Origin of the sequence: Sporofaciens musculi, assembly GCF_009830285.1 — a bacterium.
Lineage (GTDB): Bacteria > Bacillota > Clostridia > Lachnospirales > Lachnospiraceae > Sporofaciens > Sporofaciens musculi.
Genome location: NZ_WUQX01000001.1, coordinates 991,737 through 1,008,282, shown reverse-complemented (window position 1 = coordinate 1,008,282; position 16,546 = coordinate 991,737). Strand labels below are relative to the sequence as shown.

Genomic DNA, 16,546 nt, shown 5'->3' with positions numbered 1-16,546 from the left:
GCCATACCTTCTCCTTCCTATATATAATATAAACTGTAACTCACTACGCCTTCGCACCTCTTACCGCCACACTGGAAAGCTTCACTCTGAGGGTAGTCCTTTCCCTATGGGGACGGAATAACAAATACAAAAATACAACTAACATCAAAATTGCCGCAATCGTACCAACTCCAAAACTGCCGTCAGCAAAAAATACTCCGAACTGATAGATACACATTGACACAGCATAAGCAAATGCACACTGATATCCGATGGCAAACCAAGTCCATTTTCCGTTATTCATCTCTCTTTTAATGGCACCAATCGCCGCAAAACAAGGAGCGCAAAGAAGATTGAACACAAGGAAGGAGTAAGCCGCAAGTCCGGTCATACTGGCTGCAAGAGTTCCCCAAATTTCAGCTCCGTCCTCTGCTACCTCTGCAAATCCATAGAGAACCCCAAAGGTCCCCACCACATTCTCCTTAGCCACAAGCCCTGTAATCGCCGCAACCGCCGCCTGCCAGTCGCCCCATCCCAACGGGATGAAAAGCCATGCAAACATTCTGCCAATTCCTGCCAGGAATCCATCGCTTAAATCTTCTACCATGACAACCTGCCCGTCTACGATACCGAAGCTTGATGTAAACCAGATAAAGATGGTTGACAGGAGAATAACCGTACCAGCTTTCTTAATGAAGGACCAGCCTCTCTCCCACATACTCCTTAGTACATTCCCCGCTGTGGGCATGTGATATGCAGGAAGCTCCATAACAAAGGGCGCCGGATCTCCGGCAAACAATCTTGTTTTCTTCAGAATAATTCCAGAGCAGATAATCGCTGCAATCCCCACAAAATATGCGCTGGGCGCCACCCATGACGCCCCGTCAAACAGAGCGCCTGCAATCAAGGCGATAATTGGTAATTTTGCGCCGCATGGGATGAACGTTGTGGTTATAATGGTCATCTTCCGGTCACGGTCGTTTTCAATCGTGCGGGATGCCATGATTGCCGGAACACCACAGCCAGTCCCGATTAACATGGGAATAAATGATTTGCCGGATAATCCGAATTTACGGAATATTCTATCCATAATAAATGCAATCCTCGCCATATATCCGCAGGCTTCTAAGAAGGCAAGAAAAAGAAACAATACCAGCATCTGGGGGACAAATCCAAGAACCGCCCCTACACCGCCTACAATACCGTCCAGGATTAAACCTTTAAGCCAGTCCGCACAGTTAATGCTCACAAGAAAATTTTCAATAGCCGGCGGAATGATTGCTCCAAACAGCACATCATTAGTCCAGTCAGTAGCAGGTCCTCCCACTGTCGTGACCGATACGTAATACACGAACCACATCACACCTGCAAAAAATGGCAGAGCAAACCACCGGTTTGTAACGATTCTATCAATCTTATCAGAGATTGTCAACTTATCACTATCCGCCTTTTTCAGACATTTATCTATGACAGCGGCAATATATTGATATCGTTCATTTGTGATAATACTCTCTGTATCCTCCTCAAGTTTTTCCTCTGCCCTGGCTATAATATCGGCTGTATCCGGCGCCTCTGACAACTGCTTCAGAATTTTATCATCTCTTTCAAATAATTTCACAGCATAGAAGCGCTTCTGTTCGTCCGGTACACCCCTTAGCATCTTTTGGATTTCTGTGAGATATCCCTCTACTTCTGGTGAAAATTCACGAACATGCGCGGACATGTTTTTATCCTGCGCCGCTGCCACAGCCCTGTCTGCCGCTTCTTTGATTCCATCTCCCTTAAGGGCGGAAATAGATACAACTTCGCACCCCAAGTTTTCTGCAAGCTTTTGCATGTTGATCTGAGCTCCGGATTTTTGTACCACATCCATCATGTTGACTGCCATCACAACCGGAATTCCAAGCTCCATTAACTGTGTACTCAGATAGAGGTTTCGCTCAAGATTTGTACCGTCCACAATGTTCAGAATCACATCCGGACGTTCTTCAATCAGATAATTTCTGGCCACCACTTCCTCCAGGGTATACGGTGATAAGGAATAGATTCCCGGAAGGTCCGTAACCGTAACCTCCTTGTTATCCTTTAATTTTCCCTCCTTCTTCTCAACAGTTACGCCAGGCCAGTTTCCAACGAACTGATTTGAACCTGTAAGCGCATTGAATAATGTGGTCTTTCCGCAATTCGGATTTCCTGCAAGTGCGATTTTCACTCCCATTTTCCAGCCTCCTTGTATCACTTATTTTCTATAATCTGTCTCTGCCTAAAAGCCTTATTGCACCTCTATGGTCTGCGCATCCTCTTTCCTCAGGGAAAGCTCGTATCCCCTGACCCTTACTTCTACAGGGTCCCCAAGGGGCGCAACCCTCCTGACATAGATCGACGTTCCTTTCGTAATGCCCATATCCATAATCCTTCGTTTTATAGCCCCTTCTCCATGCAGCTTTACCACCACTACATTCTGGCCACATTTTACATCCTTTAATGTAAACATTTTCACGTTCCTCCTCCATCTTAATACAGCGTATCCACACGCGTCCAACCGGCAATTCACACCATAATCTTATTGGCAATTCCCTTGCTTACCGCAACCCTGGAGGCCTTAACCTGTACAATCACATTTCCATGATTACTTGACACAATCTTAACCTTCTCTCCCACAGTGAAACCTAGCTTCTCCAGAAAGCGTTTCGCTTCGTCCTTTCCGCCAATCCGCTTAATCGCGGCGTCCTCACCGGAATTCAACATTGTCAGCGGCATCATAAATCCCTCCTTCACAAACGCACAACCATTTCTTTATGTATCAGCTCCATGTCCTCCAATAGCTGTACCATCCGATAGACAGTCGCCAATCCTACATTATGATTCTTTTCTCTTGCGGCAAAATAGATCTCTTTGCAGGAAGAATATTCATTTTCCAGAATAAGTTGAATCAACAGCCTTCTCTGTTCTGTAATCCTATACCCATTTCCCTTTAACTGCCGGATTACGGCTGTGGTTTTTTCTTCCTGACTCATATCTCACCTCGCAAGCAATGATATTGATTATCATTTACAATGGTATTGTATTCCAAATGATATTGATTGTCAATAACGTTATTGATTGTTTTTTCTCAATAAGTAAACAGAACGAAAAAAGAACAGCAAACCATTCAGGTCTGCTGCCCTCTAAAAACTCGCCTTACTATTATTCTTCTACCAACTCCACAAATTCTTCTTCTCCTGCGCTAAAGTCTGCGTCGTCCTCTAAGCCAAGCCCATCGGAATCCTCGTATCCAAGACCAGACTCATCCTCAAGTTCATCTATATCCGTCTCCACATCCAGCATCAGATTATCCTGCAATCTGGAAGCTTCATCCAGCACCAGTTCATCCTCAAGCTCTCTGTCACTGTCCAGACGAATATCACGGTATTTCCTCATACCCGTACCAGCCGGAATATGCTTACCGATGATAACATTCTCCTTCAAGCCAATCAAAGGATCTACCTTACCCTTAATAGCCGCCTCAGTCAGAACCTTCGTGGTCTCCTGGAAGGATGCCGCTGATAAGAAGGAATTGGTTGCCAGGGAAGCCTTGGTAATACCCAACATAATCTGCTCGCCCAGGGCAGGTACAAGGTCTTCACGCTCTAACGCTGCGTTCACATCCTCGAACTCCAGTCTGTCTACATTGGTGCCCGGCAGGAACTCACTGTCTCCCGCCTCCTCGACACGAACCTTCTTAAGCATCTGGCGTACGATAACCTCGATATGCTTATCATTAATCTCAACACCCTGAAGACGGTATACACGCTGTACCTCCTGAATCATATAATCCTGTACAGCCCTAAGGCCCTTAATCTTCAAGATATCGTGAGGATTCACACTACCTTCTGTCAGCTCGTCACCGGCCTCTAGCACAGCACCGTCCTGAATCTTGATCCTAGAGCCATAAGGAATCAGATAAGCCTTTGTCTCGCCCGTCTCATTATTGGTAACGATAATCTCTCGTTTCTTCTTTGTATCATGAATATTCGCCGTTCCGGCAAATTCTGTAATAATCGCAAGTCCCTTCGGCTTTCTCGCCTCAAAAAGCTCCTCGACACGGGGAAGACCCTGTGTGATATCATCACCGGCAACACCGCCTGTATGGAAGGTACGCATAGTAAGCTGTGTACCAGGCTCACCGATGGACTGGGCTGCGATAATACCCACAGCCTCACCCACCTGTACCGGCTCGCCGGTAGCCATGTTAGCGCCGTAACACTTCGCACAGACACCGTTATGGGATTTACAGGTCAGGATGGTCCGAATCTTCACCTGTGTCAGGGTATTTCCGTTCTCATCCACACCCTTTTTCATAATCAGCTCGGCACGCTTCGGCGTTACCATATGGTTGGCTTTCACAAGGATATTGCCGTCTTTGTCAACAATATTTTCACACAGATAACGTCCTGTAATACGCTCCTGAAGACTCTCAATTTCTTCATTGCCATCCATAAATGCTTTGACATACATTCCCGGAAGCTCGGCACCCTTCTCCACACAGTCTACCTCATGGATAATCAACTCCTGGGATACGTCAACCAGACGTCTGGTCAAGTATCCGGAGTCGGCAGTACGAAGGGCTGTATCAGACAGACCTTTACGCGCGCCATGGGCAGACATGAAGTATTCCAGTACGTCCAGACCTTCACGGAAGTTAGACTTAATCGGCAGCTCGATGGTACGTCCCGTCGTATCCGCCATCAGTCCACGCATACCTGCAAGCTGCTTAATCTGCTTGTCAGAACCACGGGCGCCGGAGTCCGCCATCATGAAAATGTTATTATATTTATCCAAACCAGAAAGCAGGGCCTCCGTCAGTGCGTCGTCCGTCGCCTTCCATGTCTCAACAACCTCTTTGTATCGTTCTTCCTCTGTAATCAGACCACGCTTAAAGTTCTTGGTAATCTTATCCACCGTATCCTGGGCCTGCTTAATCATCTCCGGTTTCTGCGGAGGTACAGTCATATCAGAAATCGATACGGTCATGGCAGCTCTTGTGGAATACTTATATCCAATAGATTTAACAGCGTCCAGAACCTCTGCTGTAGCCGTAGAGCCATGGGTATTGATAACCTTCTCAAGAATCTGCTTCAACTGCTTCTTTCCAACGTGGAAATCCACCTCTAAAAGCAGCTCATTCTCTGCTGTCTCACGGTCAACAAAGCCCAGATCCTGTGGTATAATCTCATTAAACAGGAAGCGTCCAAGGGTAGACTCAATATTTCCTCGCTTCACCGTACCATCGGGAAGCATCTTCTTCACACGTACCTTAATACGAGAATGAAGGGTAATCGCCTCATTCTCATAGGCAAGAATTGCCTCATTCACATTCTTAAAGAACTTGCCCTCTCCCTTTGCCCCTGGTCTTTCCTGGGTCAGATAGTAGATACCAAGAACCATATCCTGGGATGGAACCGCAACCGGCCCGCCGTCGGACGGCTTCAACAGGTTATTGGGGGACAGCAGGAGGAAACGGCACTCTGCCTGAGCCTCCACAGACAGCGGCAGATGCACCGCCATCTGGTCTCCATCAAAGTCTGCATTGTAAGCCGTACATACCAACGGGTGCAGCTTAATTGCCTTACCTTCTACCAGAATCGGCTCAAAAGCCTGGATTCCAAGCCTGTGGAGGGTAGGGGCACGGTTCAGCATAACCGGATGCTCTTTGATTACATCCTCCAATACATCCCATACCTCAGGCTGTACCCTCTCTACCATCTTCTTCGCATTCTTAATGTTGTGTGCAGTTCCATTCTGCACCAGCTCTTTCATAACAAAGGGCTTAAAAAGCTCGATTGCCATCTCTTTGGGCAGACCGCACTGGTAAATCTTAAGCTCTGGTCCTACCACGATAACGGAACGGCCGGAGTAATCCACACGTTTTCCAAGCAGATTCTGACGGAAACGGCCGGATTTACCCTTCAGCATATCGGACAGGGACTTTAACGCCCTGTTACCCGGTCCTGTTACCGGACGGCCGCGGCGTCCGTTGTCAATCAATGCGTCCACAGCCTCCTGTAACATTCTCTTCTCATTCCTTACAATAATGTCCGGCGCGCCCAACTCCAACAGACGCTTCAGACGGTTATTACGGTTAATAATCCTACGATACAGGTCATTTAAGTCGGACGTAGCAAAACGTCCGCCATCCAACTGCACCATTGGACGAAGATCCGGCGGAATGACAGGAATCGCTGTCATAATCATCCACTCCGGTTTATTTCCTGATTCACGGAAAGCCTCCACAACCTCCAAACGCTTCACAATCCTTGCACGCTTCTGTCCGGTCGCACCCTTTAAGCCCTCCTGCAGCTCCTCATAATCTTTATCCAAATCAATGGACTGCAAAAGCTCCTTAATGGACTCCGCACCCATTCCCACACGGAAAGCAGAGCCCCACTTCTCTCTTGCCTCCTGATACTCCTGCTCTGACAACACCTGCTTGTACTGAAGGTCACTGTCCCCTCTGTCCAGTACAATATAAGATGCGAAATACAGCACCTTCTCCAATGTCCTTGGGGACAGGTCAAGAATCAGACCCATCCGGCTCGGAATTCCTTTAAAATACCAGATATGAGACACAGGAGCCGCCAAAGCAATATGCCCCATACGCTCGCGTCTTACGCTTGACTTCGTAACCTCTACGCCGCATCGGTCACAGACAACGCCCTTGTAACGGATCTTTTTATATTTACCACAATGACACTCCCAGTCCTTGCTTGGTCCGAAGATCCTCTCACAGAACAATCCGTCCTTCTCCGGCTTCAGCGTACGGTAGTTGATCGTCTCCGGTTTCGTCACTTCTCCCCTGGACCATTCCAGAATCTTCTCCGGCGACGCCAGACCAATCTTGATCGCATCAAAAGTCATTGGCTGATATGCTTGTTCCTTATTGTTTTCCGGCATACTGGCACCCCTTCCTATTCAACATCCGACAAGTCATCATAAAAATCATCATCGGGTTCATATTCCATATCGTCAAAGTCTTCCTCTTCAGGTTCCTCCTCAATATCAATAAGTTCCTCCCCCTGGAATTCCTGTTCGGTATACCCGTGTTCGCCAAGGTCATCATCCTGATGATATTTTCTGTCTCCCTCAATCAATGAGCGGAAATCTGTCTCTCCCATATCTGCTGTCTCTATAATCTCAACCTCTGTGTTATCGTCACGAAGCACGCGCACATCAAGCCCAAGGGACTGCAGCTCCTTTAACAATACTTTGAAGGACTCTGGAATACCCGGCTCTGGAATATTCTCACCCTTGATAATTGCCTCGTAGGTCTTCACACGTCCCACCACATCGTCAGACTTCACAGTCAGAATCTCCTGCAAAGTATAGGACGCGCCGTATGCCTCCAACGCCCATACCTCCATCTCTCCGAAACGCTGTCCGCCAAACTGTGCCTTACCGCCCAAGGGCTGCTGTGTAACCAGAGAGTAAGGACCGGTAGAACGTGCATGAATCTTATCGTCAACCAGATGATGAAGCTTCAGATAATGCATGTGTCCAATAGTAACCGGACTGTCGAAATACTCTCCTGTACGTCCGTCCCGCAGGCGCACCTTCCCATCTCTGGAAATCGGAACGCCCTTCCACAACTCCCTGTGGTCTCTGTTCTCAGACAAATACTCCATAACCTCAGGAAGCAGTTCCTCCTTATGCTTGGCTTCAAAATCTTCCCAGCTCAGATTCACATAATCGTTAGCCAAATCAAGGGTATCCATAATATCATTCTCATCTGCACCGTCGAATACAGGCGTCGCAATATTAAAGCCCAGCGCCTTTGAGGCCAGTGACAGATGAATCTCCAATACCTGTCCGATATTCATACGGGAAGGTACGCCCAGAGGATTCAGCACGATATCCAGCGGACGGCCGTTCGGCAGGAAAGGCATATCCTCCACCGGAAGCACACGGGAAACAACACCCTTGTTACCGTGACGTCCCGCCATCTTGTCGCCTACGGAAATCTTTCTTTTCTGCGCAATGTAGATGCGGACAGCCTGGTTTACGCCCGGAGACAGCTCGTCGCCGTTATCACGGGTAAATACCTTGGCATCCACAACAATACCGTACTCACCGTGGGGTACCTTCAGAGACGTATCTCTTACCTCACGCGCCTTCTCACCGAAGATTGCCCGAAGCAGACGTTCTTCTGCCGTCAGCTCTGTCTCACCCTTAGGAGTTACCTTACCTACCAGGATATCTCCCGCGCGCACTTCAGCACCGATCCGAATGATGCCTCTCTCATCCAGATTCTTAAGGGCGTCGTCGCCCACGCCCGGAATATCCCTTGTAACCTCCTCTGGTCCAAGCTTGGTATCACGGGCTTCCGCCTCATATTCCTCTATATGAACAGATGTATACACATCCTCCTGTACCAGACGCTCGCTCAGCAGGACCGCATCCTCGTAATTATACCCTTCCCAGGTCATGAATCCAATCAGCGGATTCTTGCCAAGAGCCATCTCACCATTAGATGTAGAAGGTCCGTCTGCAATTACATCTCCTGCCTCCACCTTGTCGCCCTTGAATACAATGGGCCTCTGGTTATAGCAGTTGCTCTGGTTACTTCTCAAAAACTTCGTCAGCTTATATCTCTTAAGGTTGCCGTCCTCCTGACGGATTGTAATCTCTGTAGACGTGGCGCGCTCTACCACACCGCTCTTTTCGGCAATCACACACACGCCGGAATCGACTGCGGACTTCTCCTCCATACCGGTTCCGACAACGGGCGCCTCCGTAAGCAGAAGTGGAACCGCCTGACGCTGCATGTTAGATCCCATCAGCGCGCGATTCGCGTCGTCATTCTCCAGGAAAGGAATCAATGCTGTCGCAACGGAGAATACCATCTTCGGGGAAACATCCATGTAATCAAACATACGTCTCTCGTACTCCTGGGTTTCTTCCCTGTAACGACCGGATACATTCTTCCGGATAAAATGTCCTTCCTCATCCAATGCCTCATTGGCCTGAGCTACATGGTAGTTATCCTCTTCGTCCGCCGTCATATAGACAACCTCCTCCGTAACTACCGGATTCGATGGGTCGCTGTGATCAATCCTACGGTACGGCGCCTCAATAAATCCGTACTGATTAATCCTTGCATAAGTAGCAAGAGAGTTAATCAGACCGATATTCGGACCTTCAGGCGTCTCGATCGGGCACATCCTTCCATAGTGTGAATAGTGAACGTCTCGCACCTCGAAGCCCGCACGGTCACGTGACAGACCGCCTGGTCCAAGGGCGGACAGACGCCGCTTATGGGTCAGCTCACCCAACGGATTATTCTGATCCATGAACTGTGACAACTGTGAGGAACCGAAGAACTCCTTTACTGCCGCTGTCACAGGTTTAATATTGATCAATGACTGGGGAGAAATACCCTCAAGGTCCTGAGTGGTCATTCTCTCACGCACCACCCTCTCCAATCTGGACAGACCAATCCTGTACTGATTCTGCAAAAGTTCTCCCACAGAACGGATACGGCGGTTACCCAGATGATCGATATCGTCGTCATTGCCCAATCCATACTCCAGATGGATATTATAGTTAATGGACGCAATAATGTCCTCTTTCGTAATATGCTTTGGAATCAAGTCATGAATATCCCGCCGAATGACATCCTTAAGTTCATCGATGTCACCGCCGGTCTCATCAAGGATTCCCTCAAGAACAGGATAATACACCTGCTCCGTAACCCCTACCTCTTTAGGGTCAATCTCCACGACTGCATCAAGATCCACCATCATATTGGAAATCACCTTGATGCTTCGTTCCTCCTCCGGTCTGTCAATCCACACAAAAGGAACTGCCGAATTCTGAATCTGCTCTGCCATCTCGCGAGTCACCTTCGTTCCCGCCTCGGCAATGACCTCTCCCGTAATCGGGCTTGCAACATCCTGTGCAAGCACCTGTCCGGTGATACGGTTTTTCAGAGCCAGCTTCTTATTAAACTTATATCTTCCTACCTTAGCCAAATCATAGCGCCTGGGGTCAAAGAACATACTCGTAATCAAGCTCTCTGCGCTGTCTACAGCAAGCGGCTCGCCCGGACGAATCTTCTTATATAATTCCAAAAGACCTTCCTGGTAATTGGTCGCGGCATCCTTCTCAAAACTTGCCATGATCTTCGGTTCTTCACCGAACAGCTCTACAATCTCTGGATTAGTCCCAATCCCCAACGCGCGGACTAACACCGTGATCGGCACCTTTCTCGTTCTATCTACACGTACATAAAAAACGTCATTGGAATCCGTCTCATACTCCAGCCATGCACCACGATTGGGGATTACGGTGGAGGAATACAGCTTCTTGCCTAATTTGTCATGTGCGATTGCATAATAGATACCCGGCGAACGCACCAACTGGCTTACGATAACACGTTCTGCCCCGTTAATTACAAACGTACCTGTGCTCGTCATCAACGGCAGGTCACCCATGAAAATCTCGTGCTCGTTGATCTCATCTGTCTCTTTGTTATGAAGCCTCACCCGTACCTTAAGTGGCGCCGCGTAAGTAGCATCACGTTCTTTACACTCTTCGATGGTGTATTTCACGTCTTTCTCGCACAAAGTAAAGTCAACAAATTCCAGGCTCAGATGACCGCTGTAATCGGTAATCGGGGAAATGTCATCAAATACTTCGTTCAGTCCTTCATCCAGAAACCATTGGTAAGAATCCTTCTGGACTTCGATCAAATTCGGCATCTGAAGAACTTCTTTTTGTCTGGAATAACTCATGCGTGAACTTTTTCCGCTTTTGATGGGACGAATTCTGTTTTTCTCCATATTGACGTTTCACTCTCCTCACAATTTTTTGGAAAACAATATTGTAAAACCATTGGAAACAGCGCATTCCCCACTGTCTCCATGCGATATTATGGCAGAACTTTCCACAATAGTGCATTTTTTACTATACCACATAGACATAAGGCTTGTCAACGAAATTTTGGCGATTTTTCACGATTTTTTTGAGGATTTTACAAAAAATTTCTCGAATTTCGTAAGTATGAAAACAATAGACCCATACAAAAAGGCTGCCCATTATAGGACAGCCCTCTCTGAAATCATCTCTTTTGCAGATTTTAGTTCCTTATTTCAAGTTTACCTCTGCGCCTTCAGCCTCAAGTTTAGCCTTGATCTCCTCAGCCTCTGCCTTGGAAACGCCTTCCTTCACTACCTTCGGTGCCTCGTCAACTACTGCCTTAGCCTCTTTCAGACCAAGACCTGTAATCTCACGAACAACCTTGATAACCTTAACCTTAGAAGCGCCTGCGGATACTAATTCTACGTCGAACTCATCCTTTTCTTCCTCTGCCGGACCCTCTGCCGCTGCTGCAACTACTACGCCTGCCGCTGCAGATACACCAAATTCTTCTTCACATGCTTTTACTAACTCATTCAACTCTAATACTGATAATTCTTTGATTGCATCAATAAATTCAGCCGTTGTCAACTTTGCCATTATATTTTCCTCCATTTATTCATATTATTTTTGTATCTTGCCGATACATAAAGTTCCTGAGAACAAAACCGGATGACTACTCTGCCGGTGTCTCTGCCGCTTCTTCTGCCGGAGCCGGTGTGCAGTTCTCTGCTCCGCCCTGCTCTGCAATCTGATTGAGAACGCGGGCAAGATTGGTGATTGGTGACTGCAGGCTTCCAAGCAGCTTGGACAACAACTCCTCCCTTGACGGGATCTTGGATAACTCAGTCAGTGCGGCGCTGTCATATACCGTACCTTCAACCACACCTGCTTTCAGCTCAAGAGCTTTAGCATCCTTTGCAAACTTACAGAGAATTCTTGCCGGAGCCGTTGCATCGTCCTTAGAGATTGCGATTGCGCTTGGGCCTTCCAAATGCTCGTCTAATGCCGCAAAGTCAGTTCCCTCAAAAGCTCTCTTCATCATTGTGTTCTTACAAACCTTGTAGACGATTCCCGCTTCCCTTAACTGCTTACGAAGCTCAGTATCCTGTGCAACAGTAAGACCGCGGTAGTCAACCAGCACGACGCTGGCTGCGTCCTTGACGTCATCTGCAATAGCCTGTACGATTGGCTGTTTTAATTCAACTTTTGCCACGAATGGTGCACCTCCTTATATATTTTGTGCGACTGCGATATGGGAAAAGTGCAATATCTATACTATGGTATGAAAAAACCTCCGCATCAAAGACACAGAGGTATTGTTAATTCATAGTCAACGAATCTAACTTTCCTCGGCAGGCGTTGGTATACTTACGCTCTTATCATCGAGCACCTGCTGTCTTCGGCAGCCTTTTGTTACTATAGCACTCCCAAACGCATCTGTCAACTATTTTTCATAATTCTTTTACTACTCTATTGAGGATAACGTGCGCCTCTCCTACATTCCTCCATCCGGTAATTCAGGGACTTTCATTCCGCCTTCCTTTAGTTCTTTAACATGCTTCTCCGGCACCATGATTTCCAACTGTTTATTCAGATTATCAATCACCACCTCGTCATGCTCGCCGCCAAACTCTCCGTCCAATGTCCATGGAATCTCCTCCAGCGACTCAAAGGTAATGTGTCCCGTCTTAAATGTATACATGTGCTTCGTATCCACCTGTTCAATCAGAAGCGCCGCAATAATCTCCTGCAAGGCAATAGGATTCTTCGGCCTCTTTATAAGCGTAACCTCAAACAGCCCGTCGTCAAACACAACCTGTTTTCCAATCATATTGCGGAAACCACCCACCGAGCGGGAATTCGTTACCATCCCAAAGATGAATTCATCCTCAATCACTTCCCCGTCATGCTCTACCTTAATTCCATAGGAGGGCACATTAAACAGCCGTTTCGTCCCCTCCAGCACATATGCCAAATGGCCAAGGATATTCTTCACCTCCTGCTTTGTCTCATAAGACACGTCCGTAAACATGCCGAACGCCGCTACATACACGAAGATATCCTCATTAAATCGTCCCACGTCACAGGGAAACAGCACGCCGTTCACCGCATTATCTGCCGCTTTCAAAAGACCCTTGGGAATATGCAGACTGTTGGCAAAATCATTAGTTGTACCAGTGGGAATGTATCCTACCGGTGTCCTGACATTCCTGTGCATCATCCCTGTCACAATTTCATCAATCGTACCATCTCCCCCGCTGCAGACCACCAAATCATACTGTTGGGCATCATACTGCTGCACTTTTTTATATGCATCCCGATACTCCTGGGTTGGATATACAACCACTTCATATCCCGCCTTCACGAATATATCTATGATATCTGACAACTGCGGCTTAAGAAGCCCTTTCCCAGCACGGGGATTATAGATAAATAATAACCTTTTCATATCACATGCATCTCCCTGTACGTATTAAGGAACTGCCGCCAATATCCGCAGCAGTCCCCCCGACCAATCTTACTATGTATACTTATTCGGATTCCTCTCAATACACACCTGTTCAGCAAACAGGTCTTCCGATTCCATACAACTAGTTACTTGCGACAAGGAAACCTTCTATCCCTGCCACTGCCTCATGCTCATCCTGTCCTTCAGCCACTACCGTAATACATTCACCTTTTTGTAACTTTAGACTCATCATCCCCATGATACTCTTCGCATTGATCTTCTTGTTATCAATCTCAATGAACACCTGGCTGGCATACTGGCTGGCCTCTTGTACCAGGTGCGCAATTGGACGGTCTTCCATATCCATATTGTTTTGAATAGTAACAGGTCTCTTAGTCATAAAAAATTGCTCCTCCTTGCTAATCCCTTAACTTTACCGCTATCTCACTTAATTTTCTCAGCCTGTGGTTGACTCCGGACTTCCCGACCGGCTCCTTCAAAAGCCCTCCAAGCTCTTTTAAAGTTGCATCCGGGTGTTCAAGACGCGTAAGGGCAACGTCCTTCAAACCTTCGGGCAACTTGTCAAAACCAACCGTATCGCGTATATACTTAATGTCCTCCATCTGCCTGACAGCGGCAGACACAGTCTTATTGATATTCGCTGTCTCACAGTTCACTTTGCGGTTCACACAGTTGCGCATCTCCTTCATGATTCTGACATTCTCAAGCTCTAAAAGCGCCACATGCGCCTCCATCACATTCAGTATGTCCACAATCTGCGAGCCTTCCTTCAGGTATACTACATAGGTCTTCTTCCTTGCTACGATCTTTGCATCCATATCAAATGAATTCACCATTGCCTTAAGATATTCTGCCTCTCCCCGCGTGTCACAGACGATCTCAAAATGATAGGATTTGTCCGGATCGCTCATGGACCCTGCCGCGATAAAGGCGCCGCGGATGTAGGCCCTCTTACAGCAGACAGCCTGTACCATTGCCTTTCTGACTGCAAGTAATTCCTCTCCTTTTGCGTATATATCGTAGCTTGCACTTCCCTTTGTCATATTCCTGCGTATTGCGATACTTATTCCTATATTAAATGTTTTTGTCAATAATGTAAAGCATTTTCTTGCAACAGTATAATTTTCCGTATGGACATGAACGCAGCAGACGCCCCTTCTGTCGTCAGAAAATCCTCCCGCCATATGAATAATTGCAGATAATTCCGCAAGATTACAGTGCCGTGCCTTCGCGTACTGCTCTGCCAATTCTTCCTTTATCTTGCCCGAAAATGACATTTCCTACTCCTATTCTGCCTATGACAGCACATGTTTGCCTTTGTAATTACAACCTCAGAACTGTCCCCCTTCTTACCTGGCCTTTGTAATTGCATCTTTTCCAATGTCACGATGCTCGACACGAATACCGTAATTTTCATTCTTACTCAACGCCTCAAAAAGTTCATTGGCCAGCGTAACCGAACGATGCTTTCCGCCGGTACACCCGATTGCAATCACAAGCTGGGTCTTCCCCTCCTGGACATAGTTAGGGATTAGAAATTCCACCAGCTCTGTCATTTTATCCAGAAATTCTATCGCTTTCTCATTATTCATGACATATTCTCGAACTTCTCTGTCATTACCACTTTGGGGACGTAAATCTTCTATATAATATGGGTTTGGAAGAAACCGTACATCAAACACCAAATCAGAGTCTGGCGGGATTCCATACTTGAAGCCAAAGGAAAGTACAGAGATGTAAAGATTCTTATATTCTTTGTTCTCTACAAAAATCTTATTCAGCTCCCTCTTCAATTCCCTGGTAAGCATATGGCTGGTATCAATTAGATAATCCGCGCGTTTCTTAAGAAACTTTATTCTTTCTCTCTCTTTAGAAATCCCCTCATCCACTCGTCCATCATTGCCCGCCAGCGGGTGAAACCGTCTTGTCTCCTTGTACCTCTTAATCAGAACATGATCGGTGGATTCCAAAAAAAGAATCTCATACTTCATCCCTGCGTTATCCAGTTCTTCTAATACTCTGGCCATCTCTGTAAGACTCTGCCCGCTTCTGATATCCACGCCCAGCGCCGCCTTATTAAGCTCACTTCCCGGCACACGCAGCAGATCTGCCATCTTCGGAATCAAGGGCACCGGAAGATTATCCACACAAAAATATCCCACATCCTCCAGCATCTTAAGGGCCGTACTCTTACCTGCCCCCGACATTCCCGTAACAATCACACATCTCATCTTTAGAACTCTCCCAGTCTTCTCACTTCAGGCTCAAGTCTGACCCCGAACTTCTCCTCCACGATTTCCGATACCCGGCTCATAAGGTCTGCCACGTCTCTCGCCGTCGCATCACCTCTGTTAATCACAAATCCACAGTGCTTCTCGGACACCTGTGCACCTCCCACAGTAAATCCACGAAGCCCTGCATCCTGAATCAGTTTTCCGGCAAAATATCCCTCCGGTCTCTTAAAGGTGCTTCCTGCACTGGGATATTCCAAAGGCTGCTTGCTGACTCTTTTCTCCTTCAGTTCTTCCATTTTTGCCCGAATCTCCTGCCGGTCGCCTTTTTGAAGCTGCATGCGAGCCTCCAGCACAATGTATCCTTTACGAGCAGCGACACTGGTTCGATAGCCAAGCTCCATCTGCTGGCTCGGTATTCTGACAATATCTCCCTCCTGTGTCAGCACAGTAAACTCCGTCAGCACATCTTTCATCTCGCCGCCGTAAGCGCCTGCATTCATGACGCATGCGCCGCCAAGCGTCCCCGGTATTCCAGACGCAAACTCCAAGCCAGTCAGCCCTTCCTCCATCGCTTTATTGGCAGCCACAGACAGAAGAACTCCCGCCTGGGCTGTCACAACGTCTCCCTCAACCCGAATATCGCCAAACTCCTTTCCAATCTGGATAACTATGCCTCTGTATCCCTGGTCAGACACCAGAAGATTACTGCCGTTTCCTACTATATAATAAGAAATATTACGGGTTCTGCAAAGGTTGACCGTTTTCTTCACCTCGTCAAAGGTCTTGGGCATCACTAATACCTCCGCCGGTCCTCCGACCTTGAATGTGGTATGTCTGCTCATGGGTTCTTCCGTCCTGATCCTCTCCTGTGGTATAATCTTCGCCAGTTCATGATACGTGCTCTGTTCCATATAACTCTCCATCTGCTTTCTCATTTTTTGCTGAAACACTATTCTAAAATACACCA

13 protein-coding genes and 1 other annotated feature are annotated in these 16,546 nt (G+C 47.3%); all 13 genes read right to left on the bottom strand.

Features of this window, described 5'->3' with window-relative positions; genetic code table 11:
• Nucleotides 1–43 precede the first annotated feature (43 nt).
• Nucleotides 44–2,197 (bottom strand): ferrous iron transport protein B, encoded by a 2,154-nt coding sequence (gene feoB, locus GN277_RS05000; protein WP_159750099.1) that lies wholly within the window; start codon nt 2,195–2,197, stop codon nt 44–46.
• A 54-nt stretch (nt 2,198–2,251) separates the two neighbouring features.
• Nucleotides 2,252–2,473: a FeoA family protein gene (locus GN277_RS04995; protein WP_159750098.1), complete on the bottom strand. Its 222-nt coding sequence runs from the start codon at nt 2,471–2,473 to the stop codon at nt 2,252–2,254.
• Between the two features lie 56 nt (nt 2,474–2,529).
• Nucleotides 2,530–2,742, bottom strand: coding sequence for a FeoA family protein (locus GN277_RS04990; protein ID WP_159750097.1), 213 nt, complete (start codon nt 2,740–2,742; stop codon nt 2,530–2,532).
• A gap of 11 nt (nt 2,743–2,753) precedes the next feature.
• Entirely contained in the window at nt 2,754–2,996 is a 243-nt protein-coding gene (locus GN277_RS04985; protein ID WP_159750096.1) for a Fur family transcriptional regulator, read from the bottom strand.
• Nucleotides 2,997–3,165: 169 nt separating this feature from the next.
• Entirely contained in the window at nt 3,166–6,912 is a 3,747-nt protein-coding gene (rpoC, locus tag GN277_RS04980) for a DNA-directed RNA polymerase subunit beta' (protein ID WP_159750095.1), read from the bottom strand.
• Nucleotides 6,913–6,926: 14 nt separating this feature from the next.
• Entirely contained in the window at nt 6,927–10,796 is a 3,870-nt protein-coding gene (gene rpoB / locus GN277_RS04975) for a DNA-directed RNA polymerase subunit beta (RefSeq protein WP_159750094.1), read from the bottom strand.
• Between the two features lie 304 nt (nt 10,797–11,100).
• A complete protein-coding gene (gene rplL, locus GN277_RS04970) occupies nt 11,101–11,472 on the bottom strand; it encodes a 50S ribosomal protein L7/L12 (protein ID WP_280178594.1) in 372 nt (123 codons plus the stop codon).
• A gap of 76 nt (nt 11,473–11,548) precedes the next feature.
• Complete coding sequence (gene rplJ, locus GN277_RS04965) at nt 11,549–12,088, bottom strand: 50S ribosomal protein L10 (protein WP_159750092.1); 540 nt, start codon at nt 12,086–12,088, stop codon at nt 11,549–11,551.
• Nucleotides 12,089–12,151: 63 nt separating this feature from the next.
• Nucleotides 12,152–12,296, bottom strand: a sequence feature (ribosomal protein L10 leader region).
• A 74-nt stretch (nt 12,297–12,370) separates the two neighbouring features.
• A complete protein-coding gene (locus GN277_RS04960; RefSeq protein WP_159750091.1) occupies nt 12,371–13,324 on the bottom strand; it encodes a diacylglycerol/lipid kinase family protein in 954 nt (317 codons plus the stop codon).
• Between the two features lie 142 nt (nt 13,325–13,466).
• On the bottom strand, nt 13,467–13,724 hold the full coding sequence (locus GN277_RS04955; RefSeq protein ID WP_159750090.1) for an HPr family phosphocarrier protein: 258 nt from the start codon (nt 13,722–13,724) through the stop codon (nt 13,467–13,469).
• A 19-nt stretch (nt 13,725–13,743) separates the two neighbouring features.
• Nucleotides 13,744–14,622: a DNA-binding protein WhiA gene (gene whiA / locus GN277_RS04950; protein WP_159750089.1), complete on the bottom strand. Its 879-nt coding sequence runs from the start codon at nt 14,620–14,622 to the stop codon at nt 13,744–13,746.
• Nucleotides 14,623–14,694: 72 nt separating this feature from the next.
• Nucleotides 14,695–15,576 (bottom strand): RNase adapter RapZ, encoded by an 882-nt coding sequence (gene rapZ / locus GN277_RS04945; protein ID WP_159750088.1) that lies wholly within the window; start codon nt 15,574–15,576, stop codon nt 14,695–14,697.
• 2 nt (nt 15,577–15,578) lie between these two features.
• Nucleotides 15,579–16,490, bottom strand: coding sequence for a UDP-N-acetylmuramate dehydrogenase (gene murB, locus GN277_RS04940; RefSeq protein ID WP_159756389.1), 912 nt, complete (start codon nt 16,488–16,490; stop codon nt 15,579–15,581).
• Nucleotides 16,491–16,546 lie beyond the last annotated feature (56 nt).

What these genes read in the sequence shown, in the direction of transcription:
- feoB (WP_159750099.1), bottom strand. Translation starts at nt 2,197, where the DNA reads ATGGGAGTGAAAATCGCACTTGCAGGAAATCCGAATTGCGGAAAGACC.
- GN277_RS04995 (WP_159750098.1), bottom strand. Translation starts at nt 2,473, where the DNA reads ATGTTTACATTAAAGGATGTAAAATGTGGCCAGAATGTAGTGGTGGTA.
- GN277_RS04990 (WP_159750097.1), bottom strand. Translation starts at nt 2,742, where the DNA reads ATGATGCCGCTGACAATGTTGAATTCCGGTGAGGACGCCGCGATTAAG.
- GN277_RS04985 (WP_159750096.1), bottom strand. Translation starts at nt 2,996, where the DNA reads ATGAGTCAGGAAGAAAAAACCACAGCCGTAATCCGGCAGTTAAAGGGA.
- rpoC (WP_159750095.1), bottom strand. Translation starts at nt 6,912, where the DNA reads ATGCCGGAAAACAATAAGGAACAAGCATATCAGCCAATGACTTTTGAT.
- rpoB (WP_159750094.1), bottom strand. Translation starts at nt 10,796, where the DNA reads ATGGAGAAAAACAGAATTCGTCCCATCAAAAGCGGAAAAAGTTCACGC.
- rplL (WP_280178594.1), bottom strand. Translation starts at nt 11,472, where the DNA reads ATGGCAAAGTTGACAACGGCTGAATTTATTGATGCAATCAAAGAATTA.
- GN277_RS04960 (WP_159750091.1), bottom strand. Translation starts at nt 13,324, where the DNA reads ATGAAAAGGTTATTATTTATCTATAATCCCCGTGCTGGGAAAGGGCTT.
- GN277_RS04955 (WP_159750090.1), bottom strand. Translation starts at nt 13,724, where the DNA reads ATGACTAAGAGACCTGTTACTATTCAAAACAATATGGATATGGAAGAC.
- whiA (WP_159750089.1), bottom strand. Translation starts at nt 14,622, where the DNA reads ATGTCATTTTCGGGCAAGATAAAGGAAGAATTGGCAGAGCAGTACGCG.
- rapZ (WP_159750088.1), bottom strand. Translation starts at nt 15,576, where the DNA reads ATGAGATGTGTGATTGTTACGGGAATGTCGGGGGCAGGTAAGAGTACG.
- murB (WP_159756389.1), bottom strand. Translation starts at nt 16,490, where the DNA reads ATGGAACAGAGCACGTATCATGAACTGGCGAAGATTATACCACAGGAG.